Here is a 19,851-nt window from a genome sequence, read left to right on the forward strand (position 1 = left end):
TAAGGTGGATAATTGTATTTTAATAAAAAGTTAAGGTAATGATAAAGGAAAGTTAAGCTGTAGGGGTTGGTATAAATTCTCTTTTTCTTCCTCTGAAATAAGAAAAGCTGCCCGGCTTGCCCCGGACAGCTTCCTGCCTATTTTGTAACTAAAATATTCAGCTTTTATCGTAACGAATAAAGTACTTTTTAGTCGTTACAGGAATATTACTCTTTGCTCAAAGTACCAGAATAGCTACCTGTCACAGTTACATTATCATCATATTTCAGATTGTAACTAACAGTATAATTGCTACCAGATTTTTTCACAGTTACTGTACCGCTGTTTGGGCTGTACAGTTCCACTTCGTCAGCTGAAGAAACCCAGCTACCATTTACCAGCTTCATGTTCGCTTCCACTTCAGCATAGTAAAAGTTCTTTGTCTTATCGTATGACGCATTGCCGGAAGACAGGTAAGTATATGTAGCACCGTCAATCAGTGTGTCAATACCCAGATCTACATAGTGAACAGTACCAGTAAAAGTTTCGCTGTTCAGGGTAGTCAGGTTATCACTGAAAAATGCGATATCACCCCAACCATTGCCTTCAGATGCATCGATTGATTCGTAACCATAGTTAGTTACATAGGTTTTGCCATTTACAGTAAAAGATCCTTTGTTGGAGTTGTCATCATCTTTCTTACAGGCAGTAAAGAACAGGGCCGCAACAGCAGCAGAAAACAGGAGTTTTTTCATGTTTGTTTTGAGTTTCAGTATAGGTTTATAGAATAAATAATTCGGGTTACCACTTAAAAGGGTTAATGTTTTTTATTTGTCCCGGTGCAAAGATATTACACTTTTTCAATTAACAAAATAAAATAATGTGTCCCTTTTTAAAAGGGACACACGATTATTTGGGTAAATCTGGTCTTGCTACATGAATGGGTCGCGTAGATACCGCATTTAAGAAGGCTACTACTGCATTTCTTTCTTCTAATGTCAACTTCAATGGCCGCATGATCACATCCGTTTTCGGGAACATCGGATCATTTTCCAGCTCCGGTCTTGGCCTGATCTGCATACCGCTGTTATATAAATTCACGATGCCTTCCAACTCAGGGAAAAGGCCGTTATGCATATAAGGACCTGTGTACGCCACATCTCTCAATGATGGTGTACGGAACCGGCCTACATCATTTGTATCCTTTGAAATCTCGTACCTGCCCAGGTCCTCGTATTTACGCTTGTAATAAGTAAGACCGATGTTGTGAAACTGCTTATCGGTCAGATAGGTGCCATAGTGACAATTCATACAACGTGCCTTGGTACGGAACACATGCAGTCCTTTGATCTCCTGGTCGGTAAAGGCACTATCTTTCCCTTGCAGGAATAAATCAAACCGGCTTTTCCTGCTACGAATGGTTTTTTCAAATGCCGTCAGCGCGGTGCTGATATGCGACAATGTTACTCTATCCTTGTATACCTTTTTAAACAGAGAATCGTATCCTTTTATGTCCTGCAATTTTACGGGCAGCAATGCCGTATCCATATCCATCTCATGGTGCGCGCTCAGTGGCCCGAAGATCTGATTGCCTAAGCTATTCGCCCTGCCATCCCAGAAATAACTACCGCCGTAAATAAATACATTCAGCAGCGTCGGTGTATTTCGTGTACCCTGCAAATGATCATTCCCTAAGGAAACCCTTCGGCCATCTGTCCAGGCCAGATCCGGCTCGTGACAACTGCTACAGGAGATCTGGCTGGAACGCGATAATCGTGGATCGAAGAATAACAACTTCCCTAATTGCACTTCCGGATCTTTCATTCCATCTGCCCAGGCATTCTCTTTTGGCAATGCCTGCATCTCTTCATAATGTATACCACTTTCTATATCAGGCACTGGCCATTCCGCCACGGGCTTGCTATACAGGGTACGCAATGAATCTGCTTCACTCTTAAAATGATTAACTGTATAACTGTTCAGTGAACATAAAATAATAAAGCTTCCTGCTATCAGAATTGACCTTTTCATGTGGGTGTATTAAAAATAAAATTGAACTGCTACATTGCCGTATGTTCTATCCTTGCCAGGTTTCATAGCTCCATCCAGGATCAGTGCACTTTCTTTGATCGCTTCCGTATATGCTATGGTACCTTTCAGACCCGCGTAAAATCCTTTGAAATGTTTGGTATATTGTAAGGAGAAACGGCCACCGGCAGTAGTGGCAGCATTGTAATAGTAATTGTATTGTATCACCTGGTGAGTGAAATAACTAAGGTTAATGGAGGTAGTGTATATAGATGGATGAACGGACTGCGTGTAGTGCACGGCCAGATCGGCTCCCCAGGAATCTTTGTTTTTAGTCCCACGGTTCCAGCCTATATTGGGTTGAATAGTATAATGTTCGTAGCTCACGTGATTGCCAGTCACACCATCCAGCCGCTCTTCTGAATTATTATTCAGCTGTAATCCATAATTGAAAATACGACCTGTATACACCGCACGGAAGGTATAATCCTTTGAACGGTACTGGTAGTTGTTCGCTTTGTAGTTGATGTGGTAATCCCCGCCCTTCTGTGTGTTGTAATCAAACTTCGCCGCCCACTTATTTTTAGACCACAGTGCATGTAGTGCTGTTTTTGTTAAATTGTAATAGGCGAGTGTATCAAACCCTGCACCGGAAGGGTAATAATAGAATTGTTTTTCTTTGATGCGTTTTGCGGTAAGGGCAAATGTACCGAATGCTTTATCCTTGTATAGTATGGATACACCGCCGCCACCTCTGCGGAAGCGGGTGGTGTAATTACGATCAGACAATTTTGGATTGGGCTCTGAGTAACCATTGATCATGTAGTTGACGTAATTCGCGTATACAGTGCTTTCGCTGTAAGTCGTATTTTTATATGCAATGTTGACTACTTCTGCCCCATAGCCATAGTAACCATCTATTGTCGCTATCAGCTTTTGTCTCCATGCATACCCGGTACCTGCATTCATATTGAATTGATAATCCCTGATACTTCCTCTGGGATCATTCACAGAAAAGTGGTTGCCTATGCGGTAATCAATACTGGCTACTACCGGCATATGCTCATTGAAGAAACGTCTTTGTCCACCTGCACGGGCTGTATTTATCACCCTGTGATAACTCAGATTGGCTGGTGATCCGAAATAGTATGGGGTAGAAGTATTGTTCCTGCTCTGATGTGCAAAATGTGTACTGTCTTCAGACGTGCGCTGGTAGTCAAATGAACCCCACAGGTCAGTTTTGCCAATCACAGTTTTACCTTCCGTATTAAAGCGAAAGGTCTTTTCATTTGTGGCATCCTGTGCTGCCATGAACTTTCCTGCCATCACGCCGTAATCCAGCCGGGCCGTATTATAAGCCGCGGGCATAAGTAAATGAATAAAGGTAGGAGTGAGCTTCCCTACCTGGTATAACAAATGCCTGGTGGAATCTGCAGCCAGTTGCATAGCAGGTATTTCCTGTTTTCCCTGTGCAAGGGCAACAGGAAGATAACCTGCAGATATAATAAACAGCATTATTTTTTTCATTATTTAAATCCTCTTGGATTAGCAACTTCGAAGTAATCGAAATCTTCTGTAGAGTTATTGGTATCTTTTAAGATAATCCTGCCATTCACCGTTTTCAGGGTTTTACGGATCACTGACTGTGAAGAGTAAGAACCCAGTGGTGCGAATGTATAACCTGCATCAAATGAAGCACCCAGTTTTTTAGGCACACGGTCCTCTGCTGTATTGGGCTGTATTTCTACTGCATCGATCACATACTTGTTTGGAACCTGGTAATACTTTGTAGCGGTAGAAGATGGTGTGCTGATGGTTGGGAAGTTGTACTGAGGCCAGTTCTTCACTACCTGTGAGCCATCCACTTTGAATATTACATACGCATCACGACCGTTATTATCCAGGATCCAGTCACTACCGAAATACTGTAAGACTTCCACATTTGGTACACTGATATTGTCTACGTCAGATGACAGTGCGCTGCTGAGGAAAGGTGCATAGTAAGTTTCGAAATCGGCACCGCTCAGATCTACTGTCAGGGAAGGATCTTTGACTGTGATGGTAGTACCATTGGCGCCTGTCCATGGTTCTTTGTGGTTCATCGCTGTTTGTGCGATCACAATGCTTGCACCTGGTTGTACAGGATAGGTAGTACCATTACCAGGTATCATGAGCAGGGTACGGGTGTATACGTAATCGCTGTTAGGATGAATGTCTGTCGGCATATTCACGGAATATGTCCAGTCCATCTGGCCATTTGCAAGTGTATAGTAGGTGGTGTTGGTGAATGATTGTCTGCCAAATACCTGGCCAATGTACAGACTGTCAGCATACAATACCTGGTCACTATTGTTATAGATTTCGAAGAACTGATCGCGGTACAGCGCACCATTGGTACGGTGAGAACCGGCATAGTAAATTTGTTTGATCACCCATTGACCGGTGGTACCAGCTACAAGTGTCATGTTCAGCGTTACATCATTGCCCACAGCGATCGCCGTATTTTTTTCAGCAGCATTGAACGTAATATCACTGCTGATATAAGTACCGGTTATCTGGTAGTAAGTGGTATCATCGATGGTAATGCTGGCATCAATATCATATGTACCTGCAGGAATACCGGTGAAGCGTGCAATACCGGAATCATTGGATGTTGTGCTCAGCATACTGCTGGTACCGGTGTTTGTAATTTTTACACTCACAGCTTTTACAGGCAGGTTATAGCCACTTGAATCGAGGTCATACGAAAGGTTTACGACGAGGTTTACAGGAGTTATGCCAGTAGAAACTGCTTCTTCCTTTTTACAGGAATAAATTGTAGCTATAGTGATCAGCAGGATTAAGTAAGAGATCTTATTCATTTTCTTTAAATTTTTACAGATAGTTCCGCTCCGAATGTAGGAGCGGTGTTTGGAAATACGTATGAGTTCGAACTGGTTTTATACCAGGGTTGATAATTGAATACATTGTAGACGTTGAAAGCAAACTTGAACCGCTGGCGGATTTCCTTACCCACGCTCATGTGGAAGTTCATGATCGGGTTGGGAGCGCTGTTGGTGTTTGTTTCCGTGGTGGGCATATACAGGTAGCCATATCTTGGATCGTTTTTATCGAATTTTGTGATCGTTACATAGTCGTATCCGATAGTGCGGTAGGCAATGGGTATACCATTGCTTTGGGCAGTTTTAGTCTTGCTGATAATGGTACATTCAGCTGTGAACTGCACGATCAGGCTGATCTTCGGAATATGTGTGACAGATGTTACGCGGCCATTGCTGAAAATGGTAGTACTATTGGTAGCAGGATACAACCCCATCAGCGCGTAGTCAGATTGAGTGGTAGTTACATCTGAAGGTCTTGTTTTCCATGTATTGGTCGTAGTTCTGTAGTTCGTACTGTTAATACCGCCGCTGATGGTAAAGGAAGTAGCGATGACCTTTACCTTTGGTGTACTTACGATCAGTTCTATCCCCCGGCTGGCAGATGCCAGAATGTTCTGGAAACTGTATCTGTTCAGCTGGTATTTTTTCATGCTATCTATTGTCACAATTGGTTTGGCGCCTTCCACATAGGTGGCAGTGTAAGCAGGAAGACTGATCACTTCATAGTTACCGGTAGCGGTGATGCCATTTTTGTTCCATTTGGAATACACATTGGCTGTGACGTTGAAACCATCTTTTCTGTATTGGCCGGATAACTCCAGTGTCTGGCTTTGTGATGGCTTCAGGTTTTTATTCGTCTGATCATAACGATCCACATAGATCAGTGAATAGCTTTCTGCTTCTTTACCATTATATGCATTCAATAAAGGGATTTCCTGGAAAGATGGGCCGGGATAGCGTTGTGCCAGTGCCGGCGACTTAAAGGCAATACCATATGCCAGACCAACACGCAGTTTTTTGTTTACTTCATAGTTCGTATTGATACGGGGTGACCCTGTCACTTTCCCATTCTGTATATCCACTCTGCCACCTGCTCTTACGTGCAGATTGCGATCATACACCCGCATTTTAAATACATCTTCTGCATAAAAACCAAAGTCCTGCTGGGGTACGATGCGGCTATAATCGTAATAACGCTCACCCATTCCTGGTGTCTGACTGCCACTGGTACTTATATATGCCAGTAGTTGTGGTTTTTCGCCATCTGCCAGTTGGCCCAGGCCTTTGTTCCGGCCATAGTTATAGTTACCCCCGATGGTGAGGAAATGACTAATTGCACCGGTTCGGAATTCATTGCTCATGTCAAGGCTGGCGGTCGCTGTAACGGGGCGGCCATCGATGATGTTGGTGGCCCGATAGATGCCAGGTGCATACGATCCTTCATGAATACCGGTAGTGGTAGCTGTTGTATAGAGAATATAGGCCTTATTCACATCGTATTCCTTGTAGGAATACTGGTGCCCTTCACTATATCGGAGATTCAGGGTGATGTTTTTTACAAAGCTGCTATTCACACGATAGTTGGCTTTGTTGGAGATGGAAAAGTTCCAGCTGTCAAAACGTACTTTGGCAGATGATTCATCGTCCGGATCTTTTTTAATCCCATCCAGGTTGCGTCCGTAATCCACGATGGTCGTACTTTTCAGGCGTTTATTTTTGCCATAAAAGTTTGTCCATATTACATTGCTGGTCATACGCTCATATGCTTTCAGTTTCTCACGATTATCAAAGGTGGAATTAACATAACTAAAGCTTGCATTCATAATCCCTGCTTTGGGTGAAAGGCGAAAGCCCTTTGAAAAGCTGGCGCTGGTAGCCTGGTCACGTATTTGTGTACGGAAGTATCCTTTGGAGATCCCCGCCTGTCTTTCAATCACCACAGCACCATCGGTGAGGTCGCCATATCTGGCAGAAGCTACGCCGGAGATGACCTCTATACTTTCAATATTATCTGGTGGAATCTGGCGCAGATCTGTACCGCCATAGGTATAATCACCGGTATATGTCGTTGTACCCGAACCACTCAAGCCCCAGCTGTTGCCAGATGTGATAAAGGATGAAATGCCTACTCCATACGAGCCAGGATTACGGGTCTGCATGTTCATGTTATTCGTAATGTTGTTACCATCCATGATGATGGCCACACCAAATGCATTGTTCAGTTCATATGCACCTTTTCCGTTTGTGGTGGCTTCAAAGTTGGCCCGCAGTTGTATGTTCTGCACATTCTGAAGGGAAGGCGCCTGTATGGTTCTGTTGGGGATTTGGTTCAGCAGGTCGTTCAGACTTAATGCAGGCGTTTGTTCGATCATCTCCCTTGTAATCATTAACGAAGAGTTGGAGCTGCCTTCAAAGGTGCGGTTCGCTGTCACCTCAATATTTTTTAACCGCAGACTCACTTCTTTCATAAAGACAATTGGGAGTATAGTGTCTGTAGCCAGCTGTTCTATCCTGCGCGTTTGTTGCTGGTAGCCTACATAAGAGATTTCAAGGGTAAAGGTGCTGACACCGGAGAGGAGCATGGTAAAGTTACCATAGTTGTCAGTCGTAAAGTATTGGTTCAGTTCTTTGATACGTACACTGGCGGCAGGAAGTGCGGTGCCATCTTCAGTGAGTACGCGACCGGATACTGCATTGCTGCTGGTAGCCGCCACTGGCGGGGGGGGCGGCGGTATGATCCTCTTTTGTGCAGGTGAGGCTGATTTGTATACCACCAGGCGGTTGCCCTGCAGGCGAAAGGCCAGCCCCGTACCATTGAGCAGTGTGCTGACAATGCTTTCGATTGACTGTTTGTCAAACGATCGCGCAGGTACTGCGATGTCGTCTGCATCTGCGGGATTGAAAGCGATATTCACCCCCGATTGTGCAGACAGTGCCAGCAGCGCATGATCCAGCTTCCAGCCTTTCTCTGTGCGGAAGGTGATTGTTTGCGCATGGCACACCGCTGTAATGAGTAGCAGGCAGACTATTTTAATTACATCCTTTACCATCTAAAATAATTTCGTCCTGTTGGATATTGTATTTGATTCCGTATATCAGATTGAGGTTGTCCAGAATGTCGTGAAGGTTATCAACCGTCGTAAAACTCACGGTGACACGGCATTTCAGGATACCATTGTTTTTAATATTGAAGCGTACGTGATATTGTTCCTGTAGTGACGCTAACAGCTGACTAAGCGGTACATTGTTCAGGATAAATTTCTGCTGCATCCAGCTGGTGTTCTCAGCGGGAATGAGCGTAGCTTGTTTCGTTGTTTTGTTTACAGATATGCCTTCACCCTGTTGTAAAAGTTGATCTTTTACTTTTACAACACCACTTGTTACACTTACTTTTTCATCGCGCTGTGCTTTGTAACTACGCACCTGGAAACTCGTGCCGATATCGGCTATTTCCAATCCTGTAGCGGTGGTAACGGTGAATGGATTGTTTACGTCGTGCTGTACTTCGCAGAAAATTTCACCTTCTTTGAGAATGATTTTTCTACCTGCATACTGAATAGTGGTTTTAGTATTCATCCAGATAACAGTACTGTCAGGCAGTGTCAGTTTTTTTACACTGTCCGCAGTGCTAAGGGTGATCATGGAGCCTGGCTGTAGCAGTTTATAACTAATACCTGCCACGAACAAAACAGCTGCTGCAATGCTCATACGCCTGATGATGCGATAGATACGTACAGGTTTATTAATTTGTCTGCGCAGGGCGTCGGTAGCGAGATTCAACTCTTGGCTGGCGCCCCAGTTATAAATACCGTGTACAATTTCTTTGGCCTGGGCTACAATCTCAGGATGTACATTGCTGATAGTATCCCAATGACGAATAGTCGCTTCGTCTGCTTTGCCAAGGCAGTATTGAATGAAGCTGTCGTCTAACAGTAATGTTTCTATGTCTAATGACTGATTCATACTATATAGAGCAGGTAGAATTTTGTTTTTACCCTCGTGTTTTTGATGGAGAAAAAAATTTGTAGCAGGAAACGCTGTGTCATAAGGTGTTTCAGGGCTAATGATCAATTTGGGAAAACTTTAACAGGTACATTTTTCCCGAATCCGTAAACGATCCTTTTTTGAATGGGGTAGCTTTGCGGCTTTAATTGCCAACACATGGGAGCCAGGGGAACAGCAGAAATCCGGGCGTTATGGAGGGCATTTGTAAATAATCGTAGCGAACAGAATTTTTACGCATTGTACCGTCAGTTTTTCCCTTATTTGTTATCGATAGGATTAAAAATTACGGCTGACAGGGATCTGGTCAAAGATGTATTGAACCAGCAATTCCTGCAGTTATGGCAGCAGCGCGAAACGTTGCAGGATATTGAATATCCGCTCACTTATGTGACGACGAGTTTCAGGCGCAAATTATTGAAAGAAGAAGGAACGAATTCGATCGTACAGGAACTGACAGACGAACATTTACAGCTATATACAGAACCATCTCCGGAACAGGCGTCCCTGCATCGGGAAGCTGATGTTTTGCTACAACAGAGGATTACAAATGCTATTCAACGTCTTTCGGAGAGAAAACAATTATTGATCCGGTTGAAATATTTTGAAGGATTGTCGTATGCGGAAATAGCGCTGAAAACAGGGCTAACGGAGCGGACGATTTATAATAAGGTGCATGAAGCGATCAAGGAATTGAGAAAGGAATTGAACTAACCCGGATTGACTTAATTATCCTTAACTAACCAAAACTAAAGAGCTTTTGCCGAAGAAGGCAAAAGCTCTTTAGTTTTGGTGGGCGGCTTTTTATTTTTGGTGCACGGTTTATTAGCGCGGCCTACAGCCGCGCTAATAAACCGTGCTGAAGACAGTGATAAAAACCACCTACAATCTATTTTAATGCGTCAAATAATATTTCGATTGGGTGCATCGCTTTCTTCCCTGTCCCATCCTTCACCTGATGCCTGCAACTTGTACCCGGCGCCGCTATCAGCGTATCATCCGCCGCACTCCTTACAGCCGGGAATAAAACGAGTTCACCTATCTGCATAGATAAATCATAATGCTCTTCCTCATACCCAAAAGACCCTGCCATACCACAACAACCAGAAGGAATCACCTCCACTGAATACTGTGCCGGCAGTGATAACATATTCTTACTAAACAAAGCGGAAGACAATGCCTTTTGCTGACAATGCCCATGTAGTTTTATTTGTTTTTTCTCATCAGTAAACTGTGAACCTTTAATATTCCCCTTCTCCGCTTCTTTATTCAAAAACTCATCAATCAGGAATACATTTTTCGCCAGCTCCTTCGCTGAAGATCTTAATTCCTCCCTCACCAGGTCAGGATACTCATCTCTAAAGCTTAATATAGCCGAAGGCTCCACACCCAACAAAGGCACATTATCATTTATCACCTCACTAAAGATCCGTACATTCTGTTCTGCAAATACCCTCGCTTTACGCAGCAAACCTTTAGACAACCATGCACGTGCACTTTCCGGATGCTCAATCATTACCACATCATATCCTAAGCGATGCAACAACTGCACTGCTTTGATACCAATATGTGTATCATTGAAGTTCGTAAACTCATCACAGAACAAATACACCTTCCTGTTGGCCGCCGGCAATCCCGCTTTTATACCCGGCCATTCTTTCTTAAACCAGCGACGGAGGGTAATAGATTGTAACCCTGGCAATGAACGATCTTTTGCAAAACCAGAAGTTTTCTTAATTAGATTCCCGGTTGCCTTCGTATTGATCATCCAGTTGTAAATGCCCGGTACATACTGGGCCAACCCATTCAGGCGGTTGTAATTACTGATCAACTTTGCTCTGAAAGGTACCCCATTCGCATCATAATAATGCTGCAGGAATTCCATTTTCAGTTTCGCCATATCTACATTCGAAGGACATTCAGACTTACAGCCTTTACAAGCCAGACAAAGGTCCAGTACTTCTTTGATCTCTTTATGATCGAAACGGTTTTCTTTATTGGAATGTGTCAGGAACTCACGCAGGATATTCGCCCTTGCACGGGTCGTATCCTTTTCATTGCGCGTAGCCATATAGCTTGGACACATAGTACCACCACTCAGTTGCGTCTTACGGCAATCACCGGAACCGTTACACTGCTCTGCGTGTTGCAGAATGGTCTGTTCCGGGAAGTGGAAGACCGTTTGAATAGGCGGTGTTTGTTGCCCCGGTGTATAACGCAGCATACTGTTCATACTCGGCGTATCTACAATCTTATTCGGATTGAAGATGTTCTCCGGATCCCACGTATATTTCACATCTCTGAGCAGTTCATAGTTTTTATCCCCGATCATCTGGCGGATGAACTCACCACGCAAACGACCATCACCGTGCTCTCCACTCAGTGAACCTTTGTACTTCTTTACGAGTGTCGCAAATTCTTCAGCAATTTTACGGAAGAGGGCGTTCCCTTCTTCTGTTTTCAGATTGATGATAGGACGCAGGTGGATCTCACCGCTACCCGCATGTGCATAGTGCACACAATAGAGATTATTGGCTTTTAATATCTCGTTAAAGTCACGGATATAGTCAGGCAAATCATAGATGTCGATGGCAGTATCTTCAATCACTGGCACCGCTTTTTCATCACCCGGCAGGTTGCTGAGCAAACCCAGACCTGCTTTGCGCAGTGTCCAGATCTTCTTGGAATCAGCGCCAAACAGGAGAGGGAAGTGGTAACCCAGCCCCGCAGCTTTCAGTTCCGCAGTGAGGCGGTCGGAGATCTCAGTAATTTCCCCACGGGTATCGCGCATGAATTCTACCACGAGGATCGCCCCGGGATCACCCTGTACAAAAAAGCGGTTCTTGCTTTGTTCAATATTGTCTTTTGTACACTCGAGTATGTAGTGATCGATCAGTTCACTGGCACTGGGTTTATATTGCATGGCAATAATATTCGCGCGCAGGGATTCATCTACGTTATTAAAGTGTACGCAGAGCAGACCTGTCTCTTTTGGAGGTAGGGGCGATACGTTGATTTTAATTTCAGTGAGGAACGCCAGGGTACCTTCGGACCCGGCAATGAGTTTACAGAAGTTAAAGTCTTCTTTACCGGCAGTGAAAGGCGCGGTTTCCAGCAACATGTCTACAGCATAACCAGTATTTCTCCGAAGGATGCTTGGTTTTGGAAATTCGCGGCGTATTTCTTCCTGGTTGGAGTGGTTACCAAGCAGGGTACGTATTTGTTTATAAACGGCGGTTTCCAGGCTGCCATCGTTCTTTTCACAACGGGCATGAAACTCTTCGGCAGAGATACTGTTGAACGTCACGTCCGAGCCATCGCTGAGAATAGCTTTTACTTCCAGCAGGTGTTCGCGGGTACTGCCGTACACAACGGAGTTGGAACCGCAGGAGTTATTGCCCACCATCCCGCCAATCATGGCGCGGTTAGCAGTCGATGTCTCAGGACCGAAGTAGAAGCCGTATGGTTTCAGGAATAGATTTAGTTCATCGCGGATCACGCCGGGCTGAACTCTTACCCAATGTTCTTCCGTATTAATTTCGAGGATGTTGGTGAAGGTGCGCGACACGTCTACTACGATACCATTTCCGACTACCTGTCCTGCCAGCGAGGTACCAGCCGTACGCGGAATCAGCGACGTTTTGTTTGCCCTCGCAAATCGGATCAGTGTTTTGATGTCTTCTTCATTGGCTGGGATAGCTACTGCCAATGGCATTTCTCTGTATGCTGAAGCATCTGTGGCGTACAGGGTACGCATGGTGTCATCAGTGTATAACGTTCCGGTAAATTGTCCGGCAAGCTCCCTAAGCTTTTCGCGCATATTATTCTTCCCTTTTCAGAAGGCAAAAGTAAGGTTTAGATTGCTGGAATGCAAATGAGTGATTTTGTTAGATTTTATCAAATTTTTAAAGAATTTATTGCAAACTTTTTACCGGGTTGACCATCGCCGCCCTGATAGACTGATAACTCACTGTCAGGAGTGCAATTCCGCAGGCCAGGATCCCTGCGCCCACAAAGATCTCCCAGCTGATCTGGATCCTGTAATCAAAATGTGTGAGCCAGTTATGCATCAGGAAATAGGTAAATGGGGATGCTATTATACCCGCCAGTAATACCAGCCATATAAAGTCTTTGGATAGCAATAGCCAGAGTTGTGGCAGACTGGCGCCTAGTACTTTCCTGATACCGATTTCTTTGGTTCTGCGTTCTGCCATGAACATAGCGAGGCCAAAGAGTCCCAATCCCGAAATCAAAATGGCCAACAGGGCAAAGGCGGCTGCTATACGACCTACCTGATTTTCCATTTCGAATTTATGTGCGAAATCCTGGTCGGTAAAGCTATAAATGAAGGGGAGGTCCGTATTATATCTTTCAAAAACAGGCTGAATGGTGCTGAGGGTGTTAGATAAGTCTACCCCCTTTTTCAGGCGTAGCAAAATATTGTTCGCATCATCCTTTTCAAAGATGATTGCCAGCGGATAGGCGGTCTGGTAGGGATTGTACAATACAAGATCCTTTACAATACCAATGATGGTAAGTGTGAGGGAACCAGATTGTATCGTCTTTCCAATAGGATCTGTGTACCCGATGGTCTTCAGTGCGGTTTCATTTAATACTACGGCATTGGAATCTGCCGGCCGGCCGGCTTCAAAAGAACGGCCCTGCAGCAGCTGCATACCCGTTACCTGGTCATAATCATAATCGCCCATGATCACATCCATTCCAATTTCTGCTTTGGGGTCTTTGCCACTCCATGAGAAATCACTCCACTTGTTATAATTAGCCGTCATGGGTTGTGATGCTCTGGTTACAGCCTCCAGTTTCCCGGTATTTAACAGTTCCTGCTTCAGTGCTGAAAAATTCTTATTTAATGCATCACTGGTGGCCACTGATATAAGGTTATCGGGATTATATCCCAAAGATCGTGACTGTGCATGCCTGATCTGCTGGAATACAATTCCCGTACTAATGATAAGGGCAATACTAATGGCAAACTGAAACACGACTAATACACGACGCAGCGTGACTGCGCTACGGCCTGTATGCACCGGGCCTTTCAATACCTTCACGGGAATAAAGCCAGAAAGGTACCAGGCAGGATAACTACCGGCGAGTAGTCCTGTGGTAATACAGATACCTAATGCCATCCACACATGCTGATAAGTAAACTGTACATGAGATATACCTACCTGTCCAAGAAAAGGTTGTATGAGCAAAATGAAGATGATGGCAAAGATAAATGCAATCAATGCTGTCATAATAGATTCTGAGAGGAACTGTCCGACCAGTTGTGTACGTCCGGAACCGATTGCTTTACGGATACCTACTTCTTTGGCGCGCTTTTCAGACCTTGCCGTACTCAGATTCATAAAATTGATACACGCAATCAGGAGCACAAAAATGCCAATGATGGTAAAGAGATGTACATAGGTCATTCTGCCACCACTTTCTTTCCAGTCCCTGAATTCATTGTGCAGGTGCATGCGTGTCAATGGCTGTATGTCCAGGAACTGGTTATTATGTTCCGGATCATGCAGGTGCATTAACCCACTTATTTTTTTGGAGAAATCTGCCATACTTACACCAGGATTGAGCTCTACTGCATTCCATGAAAAGTTGATTCCCCAGTTGGACCGCGCATTCCTGACAAATTCATACTTCTTTTCCATCAATGAAAAAGGTACGAGAAAATCAAACTGGAATGTTGAATTCGAAGGCACATCAGCCATCACACCGGTCACCTGCAATTCTTCATTGTCTACTTTTACAAATTGCCCCAATGCAGATGCATTTCCAAAATAGGCATTCGCCTGTGATTTTGTCAGAATAATACTGTTCACATCATTCAAGGCGGTATTGACATTGCCTTCAATCAGCGGGAAGGAAAACATTTGGAGAAAAGCCGGATCAACAAAGAGGCAATTCTTTAAATACTTAGTGGTACCATGTACCAGGCTCATTTGCGAGGACTGACTTATCCTCGTGGCACGCTTTATTTCAGGATAATCATGCTGCATGATATCGTAGATAGGAACGGGCGTGCTGTACTGGGATCCTTTTATATCATTGAATAGCGTGTGTTTCACGAATACGCCTATTCGCTCTCCATTCAAATGAAACAGATCAAAACTCTTTTCATATTGTACCCACATGCCGATAAGGAGGGCGAATGCCATACCCAGAGCAAGCCCTGTAATATTAATAGCAGAAAGCGTCTTGTGCTGTTTAAGGTTGCGCCAGGCAACACGGCAATAATTCCAGATCATAAAAAAAATTAGTCCTACAATGATACCAGTTTGTAAATGATTGTAAATGAATGACTTTTCGTTTGCAGACTGTTCACTTTCAGCAACTTGTGTCCGGTTGTGAACACTTTGACTGGCATGGTTTCTGGTCTCACTATATAAAGAATTTTTCACCCAAAAAATTGTGAGTTATGGAAATCAGAGACAGATCAATAGGTAGTAACGGTTTAGAACAGGGGGGACCTAACCTCGGTAACGATTATAGCCGTAATATAACAAGAGAAGTGACTTCAGATGATACTGAAAAGGTGATTCTGCCTAAAAAGGACAAACATAAAAAAGAACAAAACAAAGGCGATAAAAATCCAAAGCAGCGATAAGATGATGGCTGCTTAAGCGGGTGAGGCGGTAAAAAAGCACATGCTTTTTTACCGCCTCCTTATTTAAAATAACGATTGTTGTTTAGGTTGGAATACAGGTTTCGGTATACTGATTCCGCACACTTCTTTTAATTTATCTATGAAATAAACAGTCGCATCAATATAACTCAGTTCATCCCCCATATGCATAAAGAAATACAATTCCCTTAATCCATTCTTCATCCATTGATCGATCCTGTGCACCCAGTCATCCATCCTTTTATAATCCGTCGGGTGTAAACTATTCCCCACGAAGCGGACCATAGACCCCGGGGTGGGTAAGTGCATATGTACACAATCCCTTCTACCAGCTGTATCAGTGATCACCGCACCTATTTTTAGTCCTCTTAATGTATCAAAGAGCTCTTTGGTGGTCGCAGGGTTATTAAACCAATCCGGATGCCTGAGCTCTAAATACCATTGCAGATCCGTCGGCAGACTTTGCAGATATTTATATAGGTTGTCTCTCCGTGTCGGACTATAGTTCTCTCCCAATTGCAAAAAGATAGGTCCCAGGTTTTCTTCCAGTGCAAGGATACCTTCAAGGAAGGCGGTCGTTTGGTCCTGCGCATTTACAAGATTACTATAGTGACTGATGGACTGCGGCACTTTAGGACAAAATTTAAAATCCGTTCTGTTTACCCGTTCCTTCCATTTGCCGATCGTATAAGCATCATAGATCTTATAATGGGTAGCATTGAACTCAATACAATTGAAATGATGGGGATATTGCTCAATATAATTGGCTTCTTTGGTGCCTTTGGGGTAAAGGTGGCCAACCCATTCCTTCATTCCCCATCGGGGGCAGCCGATATACATCCCGACATTTGCCGCCGGCTTACCGGGTAATACCAGTTGGTTGTCAGCAGGATCAGGAAGAGTAAAATCTATATTGCTTAATAATGAATCATTAACGCGACCAAATTGCATAAAACTAATTGGAAATTAATAGCCTTCGAAGATAAGATTTTTCACTATAATCGCTTTTTCTGCATTCCGTGGTTGCCACGCCACACATCGTGGTGAAGAAATCGCCTTATGGTAAAAAATCATTATGAATTGAAAGGCTTTCTACAAGCGTAATAGGAGCGGGTTTGAAGCCAGCAGGCTGTACCAGTGGCGGCTATGCAAATAATAGAAAGAAAATTTGGATATTCCTTTGCAATATCCTTTTTCCAAGCTAATTTGATTGCATACAAGCCCTTTATTTCATTAACTGACAAGCATGGAAATTTTACACGTTAGCGCGGAATGTTATCCGGTAGCGAAAGTTGGAGGATTAGCCGATGTAGTAGGTGCACTGCCAAAGTATCAACACCAGTTAGGGTGTGTAGCCAAGGTAGTGATGCCCGCTTATAAATCCCGCTTTTTTGAACAAAACGAATTTGAGCTCGTGCACCAGGGAGGAACCTGGGTAGGGTTCAACTGGTACCATGTCAATGTATTCCGCGAAAAGAACAACGTACTGGGCTTTGACCTGTACCTGTTGGATATTCCCGGACTACTGGACAAGGAGGGCGTGTATGGTCACTGGAATGATCTGGAACGTTTTCTGGCATTTCAGATCGCTGTGCTGGACTGGCTGAATGAATGGCAGCATCATCCGGACGTCGTGCATTGTCACGATCATCATACAGGGTTTATTCCTTTTTTGATGACACATGCTTACAAGTACGAAAGGCTGCGCAATATAGCCTCCGTACTCACCATCCACAATGCACAGTACCAGGGCCAGTTTGGCTGGGATCAGCTATACCGGTTACCGGGTTTTGACCTCTGGAAGGCAGGCCTGGTAGGATGGGAGGGCGCTGTGAACCCACTGGCGGCAGCCATCAAATGTGCATGGAGAGTTACCACCGTTTCACCCGGGTACCTCGAAGAAATGTATAACGGCGCGAATGGACTGGAAAGTTTGCTGCGAAGCGAGCGTCGCAAGTGCAAGGGTATCCTGAATGGGATTGACAACAAAGTATGGGATCCTGCCACAGATCCGATGTTACCTATCCACTATGATGATACTTCCTTTGTAAACGGGAAAAGAGAAATAAAGCGCCAATTGTGTGAGGAGTTTGGATTTGACCCCGAATTACCATTATTCTCCTTCATTGGCCGCCTGGTAGGCGAAAAAGGCGCCGACCTGTTACCAGATATTATTGGTCGTTCACTATATGAGCAACAGAATCAGCTCAACTTCCTTGTATTGGGTAGTGGAGATCCGCATACAGAGTGGCGTCTGCACCAGACAAAAAATACGACTGGTTCAAACTTTAATGTACAATATGGTTATAACGAGGGCTTATCGCATAGGATCTATGCCGGTAGTGATTTCCTGTTAATGCCAAGCAGGGTAGAACCTTGTGGCCTGAACCAGTTGTATGCACTGCGTTATGGCACAATGCCGATAGTACGTAGCACAGGTGGCCTTAAAGATACCGTGAAGGATTTTGGAGACCAGGGTGGTTTCGGTATCCGCTTTATACAGGCAGAAGTCTGGGATGCGTGCCAGGCCGTGAGCCGCGCTGTGGAGCTGTACCGTGATGCACAGGCATTGCAGGAAATCCAGGAATATATTATGCAGATCGATCACTCCTGGGACAGCGCCGCTGCAGAATATGTAAAATTATACGAATCAATAGTAATCAGACCTTAATTGGCACGGAACTTTCCACGTAAGTTTGTAAACGGGACTTTCCATATAGTAATCATTTATTTCAACGAAACAAAAGAATAGAATATATGTCTAACGCAGTTATCTCCCTTATCTTAGGAGGCGGTTCCGGTACCCGTCTATACCCGCTCACCCGCAGGCGCTCGAAACCCGCTGTGCCCGTAGCCGGTAAATATAGGTTGGTGGATATTCCCATCTCCAATTGTTTGAATGCGGACATGAACCGCATCTTTGTGCTCACCCAGTTTAACTCCGCGTCACTGAATAAGCATATTAAGAATACATACCACTTTAGCCACTTCAGTAAGGCGTTCGTAGATATCCTGGCTGCAGAACAAACTCCCGATAACCCCACCTGGTACCAGGGTACAGCCGATGCGGTGCGTCAGTGCCTCCATCATATCGAGAACTATGAGTATGACTATGTGCTCATACTATCCGGCGACCAGCTGTATCAGATGGATTTCAGGGAGATGCTGCAACATCATATTGAATCACAGGCAGAGGTAACGATCGGTACCATCCCGGTCACTGCTAAAGACGCTTCTGACTTTGGTATATTAAAAACTGATGAAAAAGGAACTATCACCTCCTTTACAGAAAAGCCGAAACAGGATGTACTGGCACCCTGGGCTTCGCCTGTAAGCGATGAGATGCATGCAGCAGGTAGAGAATACCTGGCAAGTATGGGTATCTACATCTTCAGCAGATCCACGCTCAATGAATTGCTGAAAGGACAGGAGGCTGCCACCGATTTTGGTAAAGAGATTATTCCATACGCGATCAACGCAGATCTGAAAGTAATGAGCTATCAATACACCGGTTACTGGACGGATATCGGAAATATCAGCTCATTCTGGGAAGCAAACCTGTCATTGACAGATGAGATCCCTCAGTTCAATTTATTTGATGAAGGCAAGACCATCTATTCCCGTGCGCGTATGCTGCCACCGGCAAAGATGAGCGGTACCTTCAACAAGACCATCATCGCAGACGGTACAATTATTTCAGATAGCACCCTGGAACGTTGTGTTGTGGGTATCCGTGCCCGTATTGGCCGTGGTTCAGTGATCACAAACAGCTACATCATGGGTAGCGATTTCTACCAAACCCTCGAAGACCTGGCCAGGGCCAAGGCCAAAGGCCATCCGCCAATGGGGATTGGAGATAACTGTGTGATCAATAATGCGATAATAGATAAGAATGTAAGCATTGGCAACAATGTAAAGATAAATGTAGGTGAAACATTGCCGGATGGTGAGCATGAGCAGTACACCGTGAAGGATGGAATTGTGGTGATTAAGAATGGAATGGTATTGCCGGATGGTTTTGTGATTTGATAGAGTGGGGGTGAGAGAGTTGTGTTGAGAGAGTTGGGTTAAGAGAGTTTGATTTGTGAGGATTGGTTTTGTGGAATCCGGTTTTTGGATTTACAGCGCTGATGGCTGGTTTCAAAAAAATCGCTTTTACCATTGGTAAAAGCGATTTTTTTTGGTTTAGCGGTCAAAAAAACTGTTAAAATTCACTTTAAAACTGACAAGTGGTTTTTATTTCCATTTCTTTGAAAAACCGCACCAGCAAAGCCTTTCAGACCAGCGGAATGTAAAAAAATTAATCTTAATAACAGC

Annotated in this window: 13 protein-coding genes; 4 read left to right on the forward strand and 9 right to left on the reverse strand. The window is 44.3% G+C overall.

What is annotated here, in order from left to right; translation table 11 throughout:
- Positions 1–206 precede the first annotated feature (206 nt).
- The 6 genes from SIO70_RS18455 to SIO70_RS18480 form a co-directional block, all read right to left on the reverse strand.
- Positions 207–734 (reverse strand): hypothetical protein, encoded by a 528-nt coding sequence (locus SIO70_RS18455; RefSeq protein ID WP_320573099.1) that lies wholly within the window; start codon positions 732–734, stop codon positions 207–209.
- A 154-nt stretch (positions 735–888) separates the two neighbouring features.
- The gene (locus SIO70_RS18460; RefSeq protein WP_320573101.1) at positions 889–2,010 is read right to left on the reverse strand and encodes a cytochrome-c peroxidase; all 1,122 of its coding nucleotides are present in this window, start codon (positions 2,008–2,010) and stop codon (positions 889–891) included.
- Positions 2,011–2,019: 9 nt separating this feature from the next.
- Entirely contained in the window at positions 2,020–3,534 is a 1,515-nt protein-coding gene (locus SIO70_RS18465; RefSeq protein WP_320573103.1) for a DUF6850 family outer membrane beta-barrel protein, read from the reverse strand.
- Positions 3,534–4,868, reverse strand: coding sequence for a DUF4876 domain-containing protein (locus SIO70_RS18470; RefSeq protein WP_320573105.1), 1,335 nt, complete (start codon positions 4,866–4,868; stop codon positions 3,534–3,536). Before SIO70_RS18470 ends, SIO70_RS18465 begins: the two co-directional genes overlap by 1 nt.
- A 5-nt stretch (positions 4,869–4,873) precedes the next feature.
- The gene (locus tag SIO70_RS18475) at positions 4,874–7,939 is read right to left on the reverse strand and encodes a TonB-dependent receptor (protein ID WP_320573106.1); all 3,066 of its coding nucleotides are present in this window, start codon (positions 7,937–7,939) and stop codon (positions 4,874–4,876) included.
- Positions 7,920–8,852: a FecR family protein gene (locus tag SIO70_RS18480; RefSeq protein WP_320573107.1), complete on the reverse strand. Its 933-nt coding sequence runs from the start codon at positions 8,850–8,852 to the stop codon at positions 7,920–7,922. Before SIO70_RS18480 ends, SIO70_RS18475 begins: the two co-directional genes overlap by 20 nt.
- 198 nt (positions 8,853–9,050) lie before the next feature.
- Here SIO70_RS18480 and SIO70_RS18485 point away from each other — a divergent pair, with 198 nt between their 5' ends.
- Positions 9,051–9,605, forward strand: a complete 555-nt coding sequence (locus SIO70_RS18485; RefSeq protein WP_320573108.1) for an RNA polymerase sigma factor — start codon at positions 9,051–9,053, stop codon at positions 9,603–9,605.
- 175 nt (positions 9,606–9,780) lie between these two features.
- Here the strand turns inward: SIO70_RS18485 and SIO70_RS18490 are convergent, their stop codons facing one another.
- Both SIO70_RS18490 and SIO70_RS18495 read right to left on the reverse strand, forming a co-directional pair.
- Positions 9,781–12,711: an FAD-binding and (Fe-S)-binding domain-containing protein gene (locus SIO70_RS18490; RefSeq protein WP_320573109.1), complete on the reverse strand. Its 2,931-nt coding sequence runs from the start codon at positions 12,709–12,711 to the stop codon at positions 9,781–9,783.
- Between the two features lie 94 nt (positions 12,712–12,805).
- Positions 12,806–15,157 carry an ABC transporter permease gene (locus SIO70_RS18495; RefSeq protein ID WP_320573111.1) on the reverse strand — a complete coding sequence of 784 codons (2,352 nt, stop codon included), beginning with the start codon at positions 15,155–15,157 and terminating at the stop codon, positions 12,806–12,808.
- Positions 15,158–15,327: 170 nt separating this feature from the next.
- On the opposite strand from SIO70_RS18495, the gene SIO70_RS18500 reads away from it, so the two are divergent.
- On the forward strand, positions 15,328–15,516 hold the full coding sequence (locus tag SIO70_RS18500) for a hypothetical protein (RefSeq protein WP_320573113.1): 189 nt from the start codon (positions 15,328–15,330) through the stop codon (positions 15,514–15,516).
- A gap of 63 nt (positions 15,517–15,579) precedes the next feature.
- On the opposite strand, the gene SIO70_RS18505 is transcribed toward SIO70_RS18500, so the two are convergent.
- Positions 15,580–16,485, reverse strand: a complete 906-nt coding sequence (locus tag SIO70_RS18505; protein WP_320573115.1) for a DUF72 domain-containing protein — start codon at positions 16,483–16,485, stop codon at positions 15,580–15,582.
- Between the two features lie 295 nt (positions 16,486–16,780).
- Between SIO70_RS18505 and SIO70_RS18510 the strand changes: the two genes are divergently transcribed.
- Positions 16,781–18,205, forward strand: coding sequence for a glycogen synthase (locus tag SIO70_RS18510; protein WP_320573117.1), 1,425 nt, complete (start codon positions 16,781–16,783; stop codon positions 18,203–18,205).
- Between the two features lie 86 nt (positions 18,206–18,291).
- Positions 18,292–19,563: a glucose-1-phosphate adenylyltransferase gene (locus SIO70_RS18515; RefSeq protein WP_320573118.1), complete on the forward strand. Its 1,272-nt coding sequence runs from the start codon at positions 18,292–18,294 to the stop codon at positions 19,561–19,563.
- Positions 19,564–19,851: the final 288 nt, after the last annotated feature.

Origin of the sequence: Chitinophaga sancti, from assembly GCF_034087045.1 — a bacterium.
In the GTDB taxonomy this organism is placed as follows: Bacteria; Bacteroidota; Bacteroidia; order Chitinophagales; family Chitinophagaceae; genus Chitinophaga; species Chitinophaga sancti_B.